This window comes from Legionella genomosp. 1, from assembly GCF_900640215.1.
Taxonomy (GTDB): Bacteria; Pseudomonadota; Gammaproteobacteria; order Legionellales; family Legionellaceae; genus Legionella_C; species Legionella_C quinlivanii_A.
Map to the genome: position 1 here is coordinate 91,902 of NZ_CAAAJH010000005.1, position 15,420 is coordinate 107,321.

Consider the following 15,420-nt stretch of genomic DNA (forward strand, 5'->3'; position numbering starts at 1 on the left):
ATTTTCAAATCAGACTATAAAGAATGGCGGAGATAGCGATTAGCCCCATCGCTATCACAAAGGTATTGATAAAAGGTCGCTTATACTTTTGCAAGACAGGAATTTTGGCAATAGCATACATGGGCATTAAGAATAATATGATTGCAATGACTGGGCCGCCTAAAGTTTCTATCATGCCCAGAATACTGGGATTGACGGTCGCCACCAGCCAGCAAGTGATAATCATAAACACTTCGATGGCCAATTGTATTTTACTATGGGCAATATCCCTGTTTCGTTTTTGCAATCCTTTGACAATCAATCCCTGCAAGCCTTCGCTGGCGCCCAGGTAATGCCCGAGAAAGGATTTTGAAATCGCAATAAAGGCAATAAAAGGAGCGATGTAGGCTATCAGCGGGGTTTTAAAATGATTGGCTAAATAGGACAGAATGGAAATATTCTGCTGTTTGGCGAGAATCAGGTCCTGGGGTGAAAGGCTAAGCACACAGCTGAATACAAAAAACATGACGGTCGCCACCATCATTAGATGGCTGTATTTTAAAATGCTCGAGCTTTTTTGGTCAGCTCCAGTAGAATAGCGCTGTTTCTGAGCAACCGCGAATGAAGAGATAATCGGCGTGTGATTAAAAGAAAATACCATCACAGGAATCACCAGCCACAGTGTTTTCCAGAAGCTGCTGCTGGCGGCAACCTCACTTAAGCTGCTGCTCTCTGCAAAAATAGCACTATTCCAGTGCGGAATAAGATAAAGAGACAAAAGAATGAGAACGGTGACGAAAGGATAAACCAATAAACTCATCGAGCGTACGATCATTTGCTGACCAAAGCGAACGATGGCCATCAACGCCAGGACGAGCACCAGCGCTATTAGTGAGCGTGGCGGTGGAGTAACTCCCATCTGGTTCAATAAAAAGCTTTGCGTTGTATTGGTAATGGCCACACTATACATCAGCAGGATAGGGTAGATAGTAAAAAAATACAGTAGTGTCAGAATGCGCCCTGCCTGTGAGCCAAAATGCTCATCGACCACTTCGGTAATATCACTGCTTTTGCCCGAGCCTGACAAAACAAAACGACAGAGTGCCTGATGGGAAAAATAAGTCATCGGGAAAGCCAGCAACGCCATGATAATCAGCGGCCAGATGCCATGTAAACCGGCATTAATAGGAAGAAATAAGGTCCCTGCCCCAATGGCGGTGCCATAAAGACCCAACACCCATATGGTATCTTGCTTATTCCATTCAGAAACATGGCTTTTTGGTGAGGCTAAGGATCCAACTATTCCTTCTACAGACATAACATATCCTCGTTGAGTGATAAATTAGCATGATTCAGCTCATTTCCTGACTTTAACGCATTCTATTCCTTCAGAAAATCATACGGGCAGTTTGTACTATTTTTAGGCAAGGCATTTATCTTAGCGAATCTAATCTGACAAATCAAGTATCAGCTTGTTCAATAAGTTCATTATAACGATAACAAGAGCATATATGGTCATTAACCATGCCAACGGACTGCATAAACGCATAGCAGCTGGTAGGACCTAGAAAGGCAAACCCATCTTTACGCATTTGTCTGGCCATAGCACGAGACTCGCTGGATTCAGTGGGAATCTCGGATAAATCATGCCTTTTATTGACAATAACCTGTCCGTTGGTAAATTGCCAGAGGTAATCAACAATAGATTGTGTTTCTTCGATACGCAGAAATGCCTGTGCATTTTTCCTGATCGAAAAAATTTTGAGCCGATTACGAATTAATTCCTCATTACTCAGAAATGTAATGAGCTCATCATCACTTAAAGCCGCCAGGCGTTCAGGAGAAAAGTTATAAAACGCCTTACGCATCACTTCGCGTCTTTTCAGAATAATATGCCAGCTCAAACCTGCCTGCATACTTTCCAGGACAATCATTTCAAAAAGCTTGTCACGATTTCTAAGGGGAACACCCCATTCTTCATCATGGTAGCGTTGGTATAGCTCATCTTTCTGACACCAGGTGCAGCGAATCCGCTTAGAGTTTTTCAAAGGTCCATTTCCCAAATATAAACAAAACATTGCCCGCGCCCTGCGCGCCAGGGATGTAAGTAGCTCCAATGCTGGCATGGCGATAATTGATGGATAGCCAGGGGAGGGCCCCCGGAAATGGGATGCCCTTGAAAATATCAGGCCGGGCAGTGACCAGTACGCTGTAACCCCCGCCAAGCCGCAGGTTCTCGCTCAAATGCGCCACTTTTAAAAAAGCATAGCCCAGCGCGGGTTCAATGTTTTTATGCGAATCAAGAAATGCTATCGCGTACAGACCATGCCAATCATTGTCTTCATCATAGAACCCTTTCCCCAGACCACCGCCCCAGGCCTGTTCATTATAAGTTTTCAGGCGCTCCTTGTCGTAAGTGTAGCGGTTATGCCAGGCATAGCCTGTTCCATATAGCTCATTGCTGCCTTCAGTCCATATCTGATGCAAACGCTGGCATGTTTTATGTATCAAATAAGGAAGACCTTCACAGGATGAAGACGTTTCGCCGGCAAGAGCTGCCGTGGATAGGCCTGAAATTAGTAAAAATAGTAAACGATTCATTTGATATTGAAATGAAGGGGTTCAGCCAGCACTTGTTTAATGCTACAGTGAATTGAATGGAATTCGGGTGCGTAGCTTAATCACCATTAGTAAAATTGTTATTTATTAAGAGCATACTAACATGGACTTGTTTCGTAAAAAAGCGGTTAATTCCGAATTGGAAGATGAATCCTCTCGTCTGGCCAGATGCCTGTCAGCACTGGATTTAGTGTTTCTAGGTGTGGGCGCGATTATTGGCGCCGGAATTTTTGTTCTGACTGGTATTGTTGCCGCAACGCACGCGGGACCGGGTATCGTTTTCTCTTATATTCTTGCTGGCTTGGCCTGTGCTTTTTCAGCGTATTCCTATGCAGAGCTGGCAGCGGCAGTCGGAGGCTGCGGCAGTGCTTATGGTTATGCCTATACCGGCTTTGGTGAATTAATGGCCTGGATTGTCGGCTGGGATCTCATTCTGGAGTATGCGATTTCTGTTCCTGCTGTTTCCGTGGGCTGGAGCGGGTATTTTAATGATTTGCTGAAGGCGATGCACATTATGGTTCCTGCGGATCTGCTGCATGCTCCGCAGAGCGGCGGTGTATTTAACGTTCTGTCCATGTCGATTATTTTATTTTTAATGCTGCTGCTGAGTATAGGGATCAAATCAAGCACCCGGGTCAATAATCTGATGGTTTTTGTGAAATTGATCGTTCTTTGTCTCTTTATCATTATCGCCAGTTCCAATGTCAATCCTGCCAACTGGACTCCCTTTCTACCTTTCGGCTGGGAAGGAGTGGTTCAGGGCGGCGCTCTGATATTTTTCGCCTACATTGGATTTGACGCGGTTTCTACCGCGGCTGAGGAAGCAATGAATCCTCAACGCGACTTGCCGGTTGGTATTCTGGGTTCATTAATACTTTGTACCTTATTTTACATTATTGTTTCAGGACTGCTGACGGGTATTGTTCCCTATCCTGACCTGAATGTTTCTTCCCCCGTAACGCATGCGATGCTGCTGCTTGGCTATCGGGCTGCTGCCGGGTTTATCGGTATAGGTGCTGTTGCCGGGCTAACCACTGTAATGCTGGTTCTATTCTATGGTTTAACAAGAATTATTCTGGCGATGTCCAGAGACGGTTTATTACCGCGATTTTTTGCCAGGACTTCGCCAAAAACCAAAGCCCCGCTTAGAATCATTATTATCTGCGGTGTTTTAATGTCGCTCATTGCCGCTCTTCTGCCAATTAATGAGCTGGCGGAACTGGTGAATATTGGAACTTTGTTTGCATTCATTACCGTTTGTATCGGGGTCATTGTGATGCGCTATACTCATCCGGATTTGCCAAGACCATTCAGAACGCCCTTTATGCCAGTCGTTCCTATTTTAGGGGTGATATCCTGTTTATATTTAATAATTAATCTTCCCACCCTGTCATTACTGCGTTTTGTAATCTGGATGGCTATTGGACTGGTGATCTATTTTAGTTACAGTTACAGGCACAGCGCGCTTAATGGAGTCAGGTTTGGTAAAGGGTCAGAAAAAACCGGCAATTAAAAAAGCCAGAAAAAAAGAATCGGTTTCTCAATTATTGAGAAAAATTGTTTCAGCTCATAAAAAAGAGAAATCGATTAGTTATGGGGAATTGATTCAGTCAATGGGAGAACGCGCATTTGGCTTAATCACTATTCTGTTTGCTTTGCCCAGTGGCCTGCCTATCTCAATTATTCCAGGCTTTTCTTTTGTGTTTGGTTTGCCAATTGTCTTTATCGCTCTGCATTTAATTATTGGCAGAAAAAGCCTATGGTTGCCTGCGCGCCTGGCTCGCCAGACTGTTGATATTGATACCCTGGAAAAGGTGCTTAGCAGGACGAGGCCTTATTTATTGTATATCGAACGGCTGCTAAAACCGCGGTTATTATTTTGCTTCTCAGGCATTGCAGAGCACATCCACGGACTTTGCCTTCTTCTTCTAAGTTTATTATTACTGCTGCCGATTCCTCTTAGCAATTTTGTTTTCGCGGCCCTGATCATTTGTTTTGGCCTGGGTCTGATAGAAAAAGACGGATTGCTTATCTTGCTCGCCTATCTGGGGTTTACCGCCTATATTCTCTTTCTTAATCAGGTGATCCGACAGCTTTTAGGACTGTTTGCTTAAGCCCGCAGGGCGTAGGGGCCACTGCCATCCAGTTAAGTAATTATTGTAGGTTGGCCCTTGGCCCAACAAAGGGATTGAAGCACTCCGAAACTCAATGTTGTGCCAAGGGCCAACCTACACGCTATAGCCTATGTTGTCATTTCCGCGAAGGCGGAAATCTATTGATGGTTTGGCACAGTGTCATGTTTGAAAAATGGGTTTCCGCCTTCGCGGAAATGACAAAGTCAGGTGTAGCCTGCGCATATTCAGTAAGATCCCTGAATTCTTGCGGATATATTTCATAGCCAGGAAATCAGCCTCCATAGACCGCCGCAAGTGGATAATGCTTGCCAAAACTTGCAAAACTGTGTATAAAGGAGAAAGTCTGTAACATTATTAAACATTTTTTTCTGGCTTTTGTATGATAAAACGGTATTTTGACAAGAAGTTTTCTTTCCTGATGACAAGTTCTGATGTTCTGTTTTCACAATTCGACTTTCGAGTCCTCCATGTGGCCTCTGTGGCCTGTTAACGGATAACCACAGCTGAACTTATCTCGCTCAAACCCGCATGAAGGAGAACTCAATGCAGAATTACAAATCAATTTTTATCTACGGATTTGCCATCTTTGTAATGTTTTTTGGCTCGGGAAATCTGGTTTTCCCCCTGCAAATCGGATATGCGGGCGAAAGTAACTGGTTAATGGGATTTGCCGGTCTTTTGCTGACCGGCATTTTTTTGCCGCTGATGGGCTTGTTTGTGATTAAGCTTTATCAGGGCAGCTATCAGCGGTTTTTCTCTGAGGCTGGGAAGACAGCAGGCATATTGCTTCCTTTAATTATGCTGGCTTTATTAGGATCTTTTGGTGTAGTTCCTCGCTGCATTACAGTGGCTTATGGCAGTGTTAATTACCTGTTCCCCAAAATCTCTCTGATGCCCTTTAGTCTGGTATTTTGCCTGATAACTTTCTTTTTCTGTTTAAATGATCGCATTATGGTCAAACTGCTTGGCAAATGGATGAGTCCGCTTTTATTATTGACGCTTGTGGTTCTGATTGGTGTGGCAATGTGGAAATCTCCTCAGGCGGGAGGTAATACGGCTGCGCTTGCTGCTTTTAATAACGGTTTTGTAACCGGCTATCAGACGATGGATTTGTTCGCTTCTTTCTTCTTTTCTGCTTTAATTTTTCAGCAGATTCAACAGCAATTTCCTAATGCCTCATCCAGAGAAATCATCGGTTTCGCCATTAAACCCAGTATCATTGGGGCCGGTCTTCTGGCAATCATTTACTTAGGGTTAGTCTATTTGGGTGCTCATTACTCCAGTCTGATTGGCGATGTTTCCCCGGAGTTGATGCTGCCGGCAATAGCCTCCTATGCAATGGGTGATAAAGCCACTTTATTTATGGCAATCACCATGTTTTTTTCATGCCTGACTACTGCAGTGGCTCTGAACAATTTGTTTGCGCGCTACCTTTGCTCACTGTTTAAGCAAGAGGATAAATTTCCGTTTTTTCTATGTTTGACCAGCTTAACGGCATTTGCCATTTCACTACTGGATTTTAAGGGGATTGCCGCTTTTCTTTCCCCTATTCTTCAGTTAACTTATCCGGCAGTGATTGTGCTTACTGCCTTATGCATTTTACTTCGCGGCCGTCAGCGTCTGAAAACGCTGGTATTCTATCTGATTACCGCGCTGGTTGGCGGACTGGTATCCTTTCACCTGGTTAATATTGGCTAATTCTTTTCCAAGAGCGAGCGGCCCGGTTTTTTTATTAAAGGCTGGGCGAGCCGAGTCAAAGATGCTACTATTTAAGCAGGCTTTAATGGCTTGTTCCTCATCAATGGCAGGCCCCTTATTCACAGCAAGGAAATTAATGAGATCGTGGTTTTTGAGTGTTTTGATGTTTACCTTAATGTCGGGTTCCCTCATGGCAGCTGAAAAAAAAATCGTGTATGGCTATGTTGAAAAAGCGCTGCTGGTTGATAAAAATCTGACGGTTTCCGCCAAGCTGGATACGGGAGCAAAATCAGCCTCTCTAAGCGCCATTAATATTCAGCCGATCGTCAAGGATGGTAAGCAATATCTGCAATTCACTGTACCCAGTAAGCAAGGCAATGTTGATTTTATCGCTGAATATCTGGGTAAAGTTAGAATCAAGGTCAGAGCCGGAGAGCATCTTGCAGGCAAACTCGAGCCCATCAGGAGACCGGTGGTCTTAATGCGTATTCGGATGGGAAATGTTGAGCAGCAGATCCCGGTCAATCTGACTAATCGCAAACGGTTTATTTATCCGCTTCTACTAGGTAGAGATGCCATCAATGCGTTTTCAGGTCTGGTAGACCCTTCCTCCGCATTTAGAATAAAAATGGGTAAGTAGGACAAGAATGAAGTCTAATCAACGTCATGTTTATGGTTTAATTCTCTGTTTGTTTTTATTGGGTACGGGTCTTTTTCTGTACCGGCATTTTATTCTGGATGTTCCGCTGACGGATACCGAAACGGTCAATAGCTGGATGGTCGAGTCAAATTTACGTTTCACCGCCGACAAAAATACACCAGTAAAAGCCAGCTTCATAATTCCCTATCTGCCGCCTTATTATGCCATTCTGGATGAGTACTTCGTTTCTCATAACTATGGGGTAACGACCAATCTGAAGGGCTATAACCGTCAGACTGTCTGGTCGCTTCGCCGCGGGCATGGTGCGCAGTCCTTGTATTATCGTGCCATTTTTCGTGAGACGGATAACAATGAATCTGTTTTGCCCAAGCCGCCAATGGTCAAAGCGCAGGCGCTGGATGAAAATCAAAAATCTGCTGTTGATACGATTTCAAATATTGTTCGCCCAACATCTGCCGATATCCAGACTTTTGCTCAGGAAACAATAAAAGAACTGAATAAAAAAGATGGAAATGCAAAATTATTGGTGGGCCCTGAGTTTAACGAAGAGAATGTGATCAAAGCGGCTATTTTAATCCTCAATCAGGCAAAAATATATGCAATGCCGGTTAAGGGGATTTACCTCAATCAGCAAAGCCATGCCGAGTTTAAATTGTTCATGGCCGTATACAACGACAAGGAATGGTTTTACATTAACCCCCGCACTGGCGGTACAGGTTTGCCGAAGACTTTTCTGGTCTGGCAGTATGGATCTGAACCTCTGTTTGAAGTCAACGGCGGCAAAAAAGCCAGTTTTAATCTGACCGTGTCGCCGACGCCTATCAATGCCTTATCGATTGCTAAAACCCGCGGTTTACAAACCGACTCGCAATTGCTGCGCTTTTCCCTGCTGCAGTTGCCGGTTAATGTCCAGGAGACTTATAAGATTTTACTCACTGTACCAATTGGTGCATTTATTATTTTACTTCTGCGCAATTTTATCGGGTTGAAAACTTTCGGTACGTTTATGCCTGTTCTAATTGCTCTGGCATTTCGTGAAACCCATGTCATATGGGGAATTGTACTCTTCGTGTTCATTGTCTCCTTTGGGTTATTGGCTCGCTTTTATCTTGATCAACTCAAACTGTTATTGGTGCCGCGTCTCGCGGCGATTCTAACGGTTGTGATTCTCCTGATGATCTTTGTCAGCGTTATGAGCCAGAATCTTGGTTTGGAGTCTGGCTTGTCGGTTGCCTTATTCCCAATGGTTATTCTCACAATGACTATTGAGCGGATGTGTATCACCTGGGATGAGCGCGGCGCCTCCGAAGCAATAAGAGCCGGCGTTGGCAGTCTTGTGGCGGCAGTAATTGCTTTCGGCGCTATGAATTATCCTCCACTCCAGTATCTTGTATTTGCTTTTCCAGAATTATTGCTGGTGCTGCTGGCTTTGATTTTACTTTTTGGTCAATATCGTGGTTACCGGCTGTTTGAGTTGTTCCGCTTCAAGGCTTTGGCTGGGGAACATTAATGTTTGGTATTTACCGGCGGCTCAAACAGGGACATGTTTTAAGTATTAATCAACGAAACAGCGATTTTGTTCTCAAATACAATGAAAGAAAACGCTATCCTCTGGTTGATGACAAACTAAAAACCAAGCGTCTCGCGGTAGCCGCAGGAATTGCGGTGCCGCAGCTTTATGAAATTATAGAAACAGAACATCAGATAAGGCAGCTGGATTCCATTCTCGAACCCTATAAAGACTTTGTAATTAAACCGGCTCATGGCGCCGGCGGCGATGGCATTCTTGTGATCACTGATCGTGTTTTTGGACGCTATCGTCAGATTAATGGCAAGTTATTGACTAATCAGGAAATGGATTACCATTTGTCCTGCCTGCTTTCCGGAGCTTATAGCCTGGGAGGGCACGCGGATTATGCCATTGTTGAGCATCGCGTAGTGGTTGATCCCATCTTTAAAGAAGTCAGTTATGAGGGGATTCCCGATATCCGGATTATTACGCTATTGGGATATCCTGCAATGGCTATGGTACGTTTGCCAACGCGTCAATCGGGTGGAAAGGCCAATCTGCATCAGGGGGCAATAGGTGCCGGGATCAATCTCGGTACTGGAAAAACTCTGGGAGGAGTGTTTCATAATGATGCTATCGATTTTCACCCAGATACCATGATGCCAATTGTCGGTATTGAAGTGCCTTACTGGCAAAAAATTCTGGAGATCGCGGCCAGTTGCTATGAACTTACCGGTTTGGGTTACCTGGGAGTTGATATTGTCCTCGACAAGGATCACGGTCCGTTAATGCTCGAGCTGAACGCCAGGCCGGGATTAAATATTCAAATCGCCAATCGCGAGGGCGGATTGCAACGCTATCGGGCCATTGAGGCCAGAGCTGCTGCCTGTAAAGAGCCAGTAGAAGAACGAGTGAAGTTCAGCCGCGAGCAGTTTCTTCGCTAGGCAGGATAATTCTTTTCCTTCATCAGGGTGGGTTGACTCGATTAATCAATCAACGCGAGGCTGTGCAAGCTGAGACTCTGAATGATATAAATCTTCAAATTTTCGTTTTCGATCTGCTTTCTGGCGCGTAAAAAAAGACATTTGCCGAGATTCCTGAGAATCTCTCCACCAAAGAGAGGAACTTTGGGTTATCAAGTGTCGATCCAAGTTCATTGTTGCTGCCAGAGATTTTGATTTCATTTCCCGAGCGGTTAAAGAAACAGGCACTCTCGAATTCCCATACAGGCTCCATTGTCTTCCATCCTTATCCGGAACAGTCAGTGTTCCGCCATATGAAACAATAGGGCATTCAAATAATTGTAAATTCTCGTTCAACTCTGAGGCGATAACCGAATTTTTGCTGCTTTCTCCACAGCAATAGACATGAATTGAACAAATTCGATGATGAATCAGTAAAAAATCATAATTAAAGCGCTGAGCAACTTTCTCCGCACTAATACGCAAAGCCTGACTGTAATTTTTATGGTTTCCCAGCTCCAGACTGGAATTCGAATAGCCATGAGCGCAGATATACACCTGAAGTGGTTCAGAAAGAAGCGCCAGTTTAAGCGGCTCCTTATAGAAAAGAACTCCGATTGATTCTGCACTAATGGGTAGATGATTCCTTAACCATTCATCCGTACCTGCGACAAGATCACCAGCCTTTTCGCGTGTAAAGGGAACATACAGTACAATCATTTCAAAAATCCAGCATCTATGAACGTTCAAAAGGATTGATTTTAACAAAAACAGCTTAAGGGTTTCTTAATTCGTTATCTTTGATTATTTTAAAAGTAAAGATCCTGCGCTTACTGGGTTTATTCAGACTACTCGAGTTTTGGCCTATATGTTTAAATGCTGCTTGCCTGAACAGCAAGATATCTTGGTAAGAACGGTTGATTTAAAGCGGTTGGCTACCAGTTATGCAGATTATAAGGCGATTAATGCAAATTTGAGTATGAAGCGGCCTTGGATTATGATGTTAAAAAATTAAGACCCCTGATTGCCAAGCACAAAGTTACCAAAAACCAGCTACAAAATAATTCCCTTGCTTTTGAAACGCTAAATTTGATAACCGAAATAAGTGAGGAGGAGCGCAAGGCGAAGCAGCAAGGAGTAGATATTTATCATGGTAATGGGCTATTTAAACTTCCAAAATCTGAGCCAGAGAGCAAAGTATGTATTTTGCCTGGTTTAAGCATCTCACCTTCTGAAGCGGAACTTTTACAACAACAATTCTGATTTATAGCTGTCTTTAAGATCTCTGGATTGGTTTAGCACTCCAGAACTCGGCGCCCTGAAGCAAAATCTAAAATGTCATATTAATGTGGCTCCCAAATTGCTCATGCCTCATTAAACGGTCGTTTTTTGAGATATGAATCTCTAATAATGTCGAGCTTTATAAATAAGCTTCTCAATGTATTGAAAACCCATTTAATTAACATAGAATCAGAAACCTATTAAAATAGAACATTTATGATATGACAGAAAATATTGGCCGACTAATTGGTTAGGCACGCGTAAGTACTTTGGAGCAAAATCTGAATTTACTGATTGGTGCTACATCAGTAAAAACTGTAACGGGCAGTTGGGCAGAGTATTGTTGAAGAATTAGCGCATTTAAGGCCTCGAAGAATCCTTCAGTTAAGGTTTTCAGCCGGAGAATGAAGAAATTTTATGAAAAACCTTCGCCATACCCAAAACTGTCAACACTGTTGACATAAATTGTAGTAGTTCATTTTAAATCAATTCACTTTCCGCCAGCTGTCTTATTATTGCTCAGCTCATGTGAAGGGAGCGATTAATCGGACTTAATCCAGATTTCCGCCCTATTCCATAGAAAGAGAGCTTTATTTCTCCCTACTTTCCAATGGCTTTCATAACTTTGTTCACATCTTCTTCAATAATTGTATTAATTTCTGAAATTTGATCAGAATAACCAACCGATTCAACAACCAAGTCAGCGATTTCCTCGTAAAATGCATCTCGTTCGTGATGTTGTTTTTCTAAAAAGCTTTTCATATCATCGACTGGAAGCGATGGAGTCCGGCCATTTTTCATACGGCCAAGTTGAGTTGGTATGGATACTTTCAAATAAACAACAAATTCTGTGGACAATAATTTTCGGCATTGCTCGCTTGAAACAATACACTCCTCCAATAAAACGACTACATTTTCTTTTCCGGCACAATGGGAAATGATGTCTGCTTGACACCGATTAAATGCTGCTTCCCCTTGCTCTCCCAAAATATCTTTTGTAAGTCGTCCTATATAACGTTCAATACTTGGATTTGCATCAACGAGTTGCCATCCTAATTTATTAGCCAAAGCTTCAGTAAATATAAACTTACCAGCCCCCATATGCCCTACTATGAAGATACGCTTTATCATTTGTTAATAATCCCCTTAGCCGTAAAAGTCAAAAACTCTTAAAGCAAACCACCAATACCATGTCTTTCTACAATATTGAGTAATTTAAGTATTGCGCCATGGGCAGGCCGCTTCCCTTGCTCTAAGCTACGAATCATTGCAGGGCTAACATTAAGATATTTAGCAAATACAGATTGGCTTAATTTTTGTTTTTTCCGTAACTGTTGTATTTCTTCACCGGTAAATTCATGTAAAACAGGTAAATCTTGATCGGTAAGATTTCTTAATGTTTTTTTATCAATAATTTCAGCTTTGTAAAGACCTTGTGCAAGATCATTAATTGTATCTTGTATATTAGACATTTTTATTTACCTCAAACAGTTCCCCTAAAGTAATTAACTTATTTATTTGTTCATTATCAAGTCCAAGCATGATATCAGCCAATTGCTTCAATTTTTTAAGCTCGGAAGTTGTCACATTTCCTTTATCATTCTTAGAGAATAAATGTAACCAGTAAATGCCATTATCCTTCTTAAAAGCTAATATACTTCTTGAGCCTCCGCTTTTACCTCGCCCTTCATTGGTTGCAATTCTTAATTTATAGAGCCCAGCTCCTAATGAATATTTTAATTGCTCATCTCTGCTTAACTTAAAAAAACCATCTAAAGTTTTGATAAGAACTTCATCCTTTAATCCAACTTTATTTGCTTCATTACTAAATTTTTATATTTTTAAGTGCTTCATGAATGCATGCCAAATTATAATACCATGTATTATAGTACATAGTACTATATATTTCCAAAGGTTAAATTAACGGGGGGGGTATTTAACTCGGTTTAATATAATTTGGATAAAGGTAAAAGACATTTTTCTGATGGTCATTAAACACACCCTGGCGACATAGCAAACGGAGATGGTAGTGTTATTTGTTTCTGCCCGCCCTTGTTGATGACATCGCTCTGGTTAGAAACAGAGCAATCCGAGCGGGGTTACTTAGAATAAGCATCAATCTTAATAATTCAACGTGCCCTGGAAAATATAATCAGTTTTTTAAATTATTTGATTTTTTTGCGCCGCCTTTTTCAAGGCGCTTGAAAATTAGTGCCGACTTGTCGATATATATCTGTAAGAAAGAACGTGATAACCCAGCCCTAGAGGTAACTATTTCGTTATTAGGTAAACCGTTTACCCTAACAATCGATTAAGAGCGAGGCAATCATATATGGTAACCTTTATTCAATTAATCGCTTTTGTTTAAGCAAAGTTTTCGAGCTGTTTGACTCTCAGAGTGATTTATTGGCTTACCTGACGTCTGTGGATGAAAATGAAATAACTAAAATTTTTGTTTTGACCGGCCAAGCCCTGACTTTATTCTCGGAATATAATTTCAATCACTCTTTAAAACTGAGTCCTTTTTTAATTGAAGAAATTTATCATGCTGAAAGTAATGGTTTGTGGACACTGGATAATCAATGTGCAGAGAGGTATGCGTCTCAATTAAATTCTGTATTACAAGAATGTATTGGAAATCAGGTGTGTCCATTAACTCAGCCATTAATAGAACTACACAATTCAAGAGAACTTGCTGTATATGGATACAAATATCACTGAGGTTTAAAATTATCAGATTATGATTACAGTCATTGGCCAGCCGAATGTTTTACGAAGCAGGAGTACCTAGAACTCGCTATGATCCGAATTTTAAAGAAGAGACATTGCTCACAATAATACCACTATTTATTTGTATCTATTTAATCGCACCCATTAAATTGTCATGAAAAATATAAATTAGCTTATTATCAGGAATAGTAGTACTATCACCACAGCTAGAAAATGTCTTTTTACACTCTCCAAATCGTCGTTTTATTCATTTAATCCCTCGTACTGTAGTTTTTAATTTCTGACCGGTTTCCGGCTATTTCACCTATTAAAGGTATTTATATAAAAATTTAAAGGATATACACATGTCTAAAGCAGTAAATGGGATTGTCAAATGGTTTAACGAAGCAAAAGGATTTGGCTTTATTGAGCAAGAGTCTGGACCGGATGTGTTTGCTCATTTTAAAGAGATTGTAAGCTCTGGTTTTAAAACCCTTACAGAAGGTCAACGAGTACAATTTGTCGTAACACAAGGCGCTAAAGGTCCTCAAGCTCAGAGTATAACTGCTCTTTAAATTGAAAATCTGTTACTACTATATCTCTTTGGGATATAGTAGTAACAAATCCAATAGAACGTATATCAAACAAGCACCACATAAAAATACCGCAAAGAAATGGCAGATACTTCCTGATAAGACAAATAAATGTAAATGCCAAAGCACATGAGTAAATACCAATCGTTCCCAAATATGGGTTAAATTACAGAAACAGGGCAAATACGAACTGAAATGTCTATGAATTCTAACTCGACGCCTTATCCAACACTCACTATAGAACAACTCCAGTGATGCTACAATAATAGGAGCCAATTTAAACAATTACTCAAAATGAATGAATCCGAGTAATAGAATCACTTACAAAAACTGCTTATACAACAGGATCCGGAGCTATTTCTCACTTTTAAAGAATGCCGATGCCCAAAAATTAACTTGCAATAAAACCAAGATCTTCAGGTTGAGCGAGTATAGGCTGCTTATCAAGTTGGGATTTAAAAAAATTTAAGACTTTATCAAGCTCGCTGTTAGGTCGAAAACGCGCCAATTGATAGCAGGTGTAATATCGGACATATAAAGTGTCTCAAATTACCTGGCATGATCCGACTTAGTTTTCAGCTAATCGCAAAATATAGATGATGCCTTTATTCAACCTTACTCAGGTCACGCTAAAAGAGACTCTCTTGAAATATATTCAAAATTAAGCTTGGCTGATGCACAAGATAAGTACAATGATGTTATTGGGGATTTTCCGATATGATTTTTTAGATTTTTGCGTCAGGGCGCAAGTTCCAGAGCGCTAAGCCTAATCTATCGAAAAACAAGAAATCATCTGCTCAACATCCATTTTTTTTATCTCTTCGATAGCATCAGATACAGTGAGTTTCTCGAGTTCTATCAAATCTTGAAGAGCATTAACTATCTGTTCATAAAAATCAGCTTCTGGATATAATGTGCGAAAATGATTTTTCAATTCCCGTATATTTTCGCCTCTTAAGCCACTTGAATACAAGAGCCGCAGCCCCCATGCTTCATAGGTATTCAAGGAATTTATTTCAACAATAGATTGTTGAGTGGATACTCCCTGCTCACGTAAAAAAATCAAAACGTCAACATGCCTTTCAAGCATACGTCTAGGCGAATTATATGGAGGATGCCATTGGTTTAATATTGACCGAGTAAATCCGAAAGCTATTAATTTATCAAATAACCATTGTTCTATTTGTACCTGAGGCATAGAAAATAACTTGTGTTTACCTAAAATTTGACTGGTACAGTGGTCCGGCATTGGTTCTCTCCAAAGCAAATCATC

At 41.4% G+C, this 15,420-nt stretch carries 16 protein-coding genes and 1 pseudogene; 9 read left to right on the plus strand and 8 right to left on the minus strand.

The annotated features are described in order from the left end of the window. Positions 1 to 4: 4 nt before the first annotated feature. The 3 genes from E1O89_RS06745 to pagP all read right to left on the minus strand — a co-directional run bounded on the left by E1O89_RS06745 (position 5) and on the right by pagP (position 2,580). Positions 5 to 1,297, minus strand: a complete 1,293-nt coding sequence (locus tag E1O89_RS06745) for a serine/threonine transporter (RefSeq protein ID WP_133139499.1) — start codon at positions 1,295 to 1,297, stop codon at positions 5 to 7. A 142-nt stretch (positions 1,298 to 1,439) separates the two neighbouring features. Further along, a complete protein-coding gene (locus E1O89_RS06750; RefSeq protein ID WP_133139500.1) occupies positions 1,440 to 2,027 on the minus strand; it encodes a DNA-3-methyladenine glycosylase I in 588 nt (195 codons plus the stop codon). Next, on the minus strand, positions 2,014 to 2,580 hold the full coding sequence (gene pagP / locus E1O89_RS06755) for a lipid IV(A) palmitoyltransferase PagP (RefSeq protein WP_133139501.1): 567 nt from the start codon (positions 2,578 to 2,580) through the stop codon (positions 2,014 to 2,016). Before pagP ends, E1O89_RS06750 begins: the two co-directional genes overlap by 14 nt. 121 nt (positions 2,581 to 2,701) lie before the next feature. Here pagP and E1O89_RS06760 point away from each other — a divergent pair, with 121 nt between their 5' ends. The 6 genes from E1O89_RS06760 to E1O89_RS06785 all read left to right on the plus strand — a co-directional run bounded on the left by E1O89_RS06760 (position 2,702) and on the right by E1O89_RS06785 (position 9,546). Beyond that, the gene (locus E1O89_RS06760) at positions 2,702 to 4,111 is read left to right on the plus strand and encodes an amino acid permease (protein ID WP_133139502.1); all 1,410 of its coding nucleotides are present in this window, start codon (positions 2,702 to 2,704) and stop codon (positions 4,109 to 4,111) included. Continuing rightward, positions 4,080 to 4,712 (plus strand): exopolysaccharide biosynthesis protein, encoded by a 633-nt coding sequence (locus E1O89_RS06765; protein ID WP_262337445.1) that lies wholly within the window; start codon positions 4,080 to 4,082, stop codon positions 4,710 to 4,712. The genes E1O89_RS06760 and E1O89_RS06765 overlap by 32 nt, the downstream gene beginning before the upstream one ends. A gap of 564 nt (positions 4,713 to 5,276) precedes the next feature. Beyond that, positions 5,277 to 6,431, plus strand: a complete 1,155-nt coding sequence (locus E1O89_RS06770; protein WP_165483090.1) for a branched-chain amino acid transport system II carrier protein — start codon at positions 5,277 to 5,279, stop codon at positions 6,429 to 6,431. 136 nt (positions 6,432 to 6,567) lie between these two features. Further along, the gene (locus tag E1O89_RS06775) at positions 6,568 to 7,071 is read left to right on the plus strand and encodes an ATP-dependent zinc protease (RefSeq protein ID WP_133139504.1); all 504 of its coding nucleotides are present in this window, start codon (positions 6,568 to 6,570) and stop codon (positions 7,069 to 7,071) included. Between the two features lie 7 nt (positions 7,072 to 7,078). Further along, on the plus strand, positions 7,079 to 8,602 hold the full coding sequence (locus tag E1O89_RS06780; RefSeq protein WP_133139505.1) for an inactive transglutaminase family protein: 1,524 nt from the start codon (positions 7,079 to 7,081) through the stop codon (positions 8,600 to 8,602). After that, on the plus strand, positions 8,602 to 9,546 hold the full coding sequence (locus tag E1O89_RS06785) for an alpha-L-glutamate ligase-like protein (protein WP_112218853.1): 945 nt from the start codon (positions 8,602 to 8,604) through the stop codon (positions 9,544 to 9,546). Before E1O89_RS06780 ends, E1O89_RS06785 begins: the two co-directional genes overlap by 1 nt. 45 nt (positions 9,547 to 9,591) lie before the next feature. Here E1O89_RS06785 and E1O89_RS06790 read toward each other — a convergent pair whose 3' ends face one another. Beyond that, positions 9,592 to 10,284 (minus strand): hypothetical protein, encoded by a 693-nt coding sequence (locus E1O89_RS06790; protein WP_133139506.1) that lies wholly within the window; start codon positions 10,282 to 10,284, stop codon positions 9,592 to 9,594. Between the two features lie 270 nt (positions 10,285 to 10,554). Here E1O89_RS06790 and E1O89_RS06795 point away from each other — a divergent pair, with 270 nt between their 5' ends. Next, positions 10,555 to 10,827, plus strand: a complete 273-nt coding sequence (locus tag E1O89_RS06795) for a hypothetical protein (RefSeq protein WP_133139507.1) — start codon at positions 10,555 to 10,557, stop codon at positions 10,825 to 10,827. Between the two features lie 618 nt (positions 10,828 to 11,445). On the opposite strand, the gene E1O89_RS06800 is transcribed toward E1O89_RS06795, so the two are convergent. The 3 genes and pseudogenes from E1O89_RS06800 to E1O89_RS15780 all read right to left on the minus strand — a co-directional run. Further along, positions 11,446 to 11,976 (minus strand): shikimate kinase, encoded by a 531-nt coding sequence (locus E1O89_RS06800; protein ID WP_133139508.1) that lies wholly within the window; start codon positions 11,974 to 11,976, stop codon positions 11,446 to 11,448. 38 nt (positions 11,977 to 12,014) lie between these two features. Next, positions 12,015 to 12,317: a helix-turn-helix domain-containing protein gene (locus E1O89_RS06805; RefSeq protein WP_133139509.1), complete on the minus strand. Its 303-nt coding sequence runs from the start codon at positions 12,315 to 12,317 to the stop codon at positions 12,015 to 12,017. Further along, a pseudogene (locus E1O89_RS15780) lies at positions 12,310 to 12,663 on the minus strand (type II toxin-antitoxin system RelE/ParE family toxin); the annotation flags it as partial. The pseudogene E1O89_RS15780 and the gene E1O89_RS06805, both read right to left, overlap by 8 nt. A gap of 606 nt (positions 12,664 to 13,269) precedes the next feature. Between E1O89_RS15780 and E1O89_RS06815 the strand changes: the two are divergent. Both E1O89_RS06815 and E1O89_RS06820 read left to right on the plus strand, forming a co-directional pair. After that, on the plus strand, positions 13,270 to 13,566 hold the full coding sequence (locus tag E1O89_RS06815) for a hypothetical protein (RefSeq protein WP_133139510.1): 297 nt from the start codon (positions 13,270 to 13,272) through the stop codon (positions 13,564 to 13,566). Between the two features lie 353 nt (positions 13,567 to 13,919). Further along, positions 13,920 to 14,129: a cold-shock protein gene (locus tag E1O89_RS06820; protein ID WP_133136135.1), complete on the plus strand. Its 210-nt coding sequence runs from the start codon at positions 13,920 to 13,922 to the stop codon at positions 14,127 to 14,129. Between the two features lie 784 nt (positions 14,130 to 14,913). On the opposite strand, the gene E1O89_RS06835 is transcribed toward E1O89_RS06820, so the two are convergent. Further along, positions 14,914 to 15,396: a hypothetical protein gene (locus E1O89_RS06835; protein WP_133139512.1), complete on the minus strand. Its 483-nt coding sequence runs from the start codon at positions 15,394 to 15,396 to the stop codon at positions 14,914 to 14,916. Between the last annotated feature and the right edge of the window lie 24 nt (positions 15,397 to 15,420).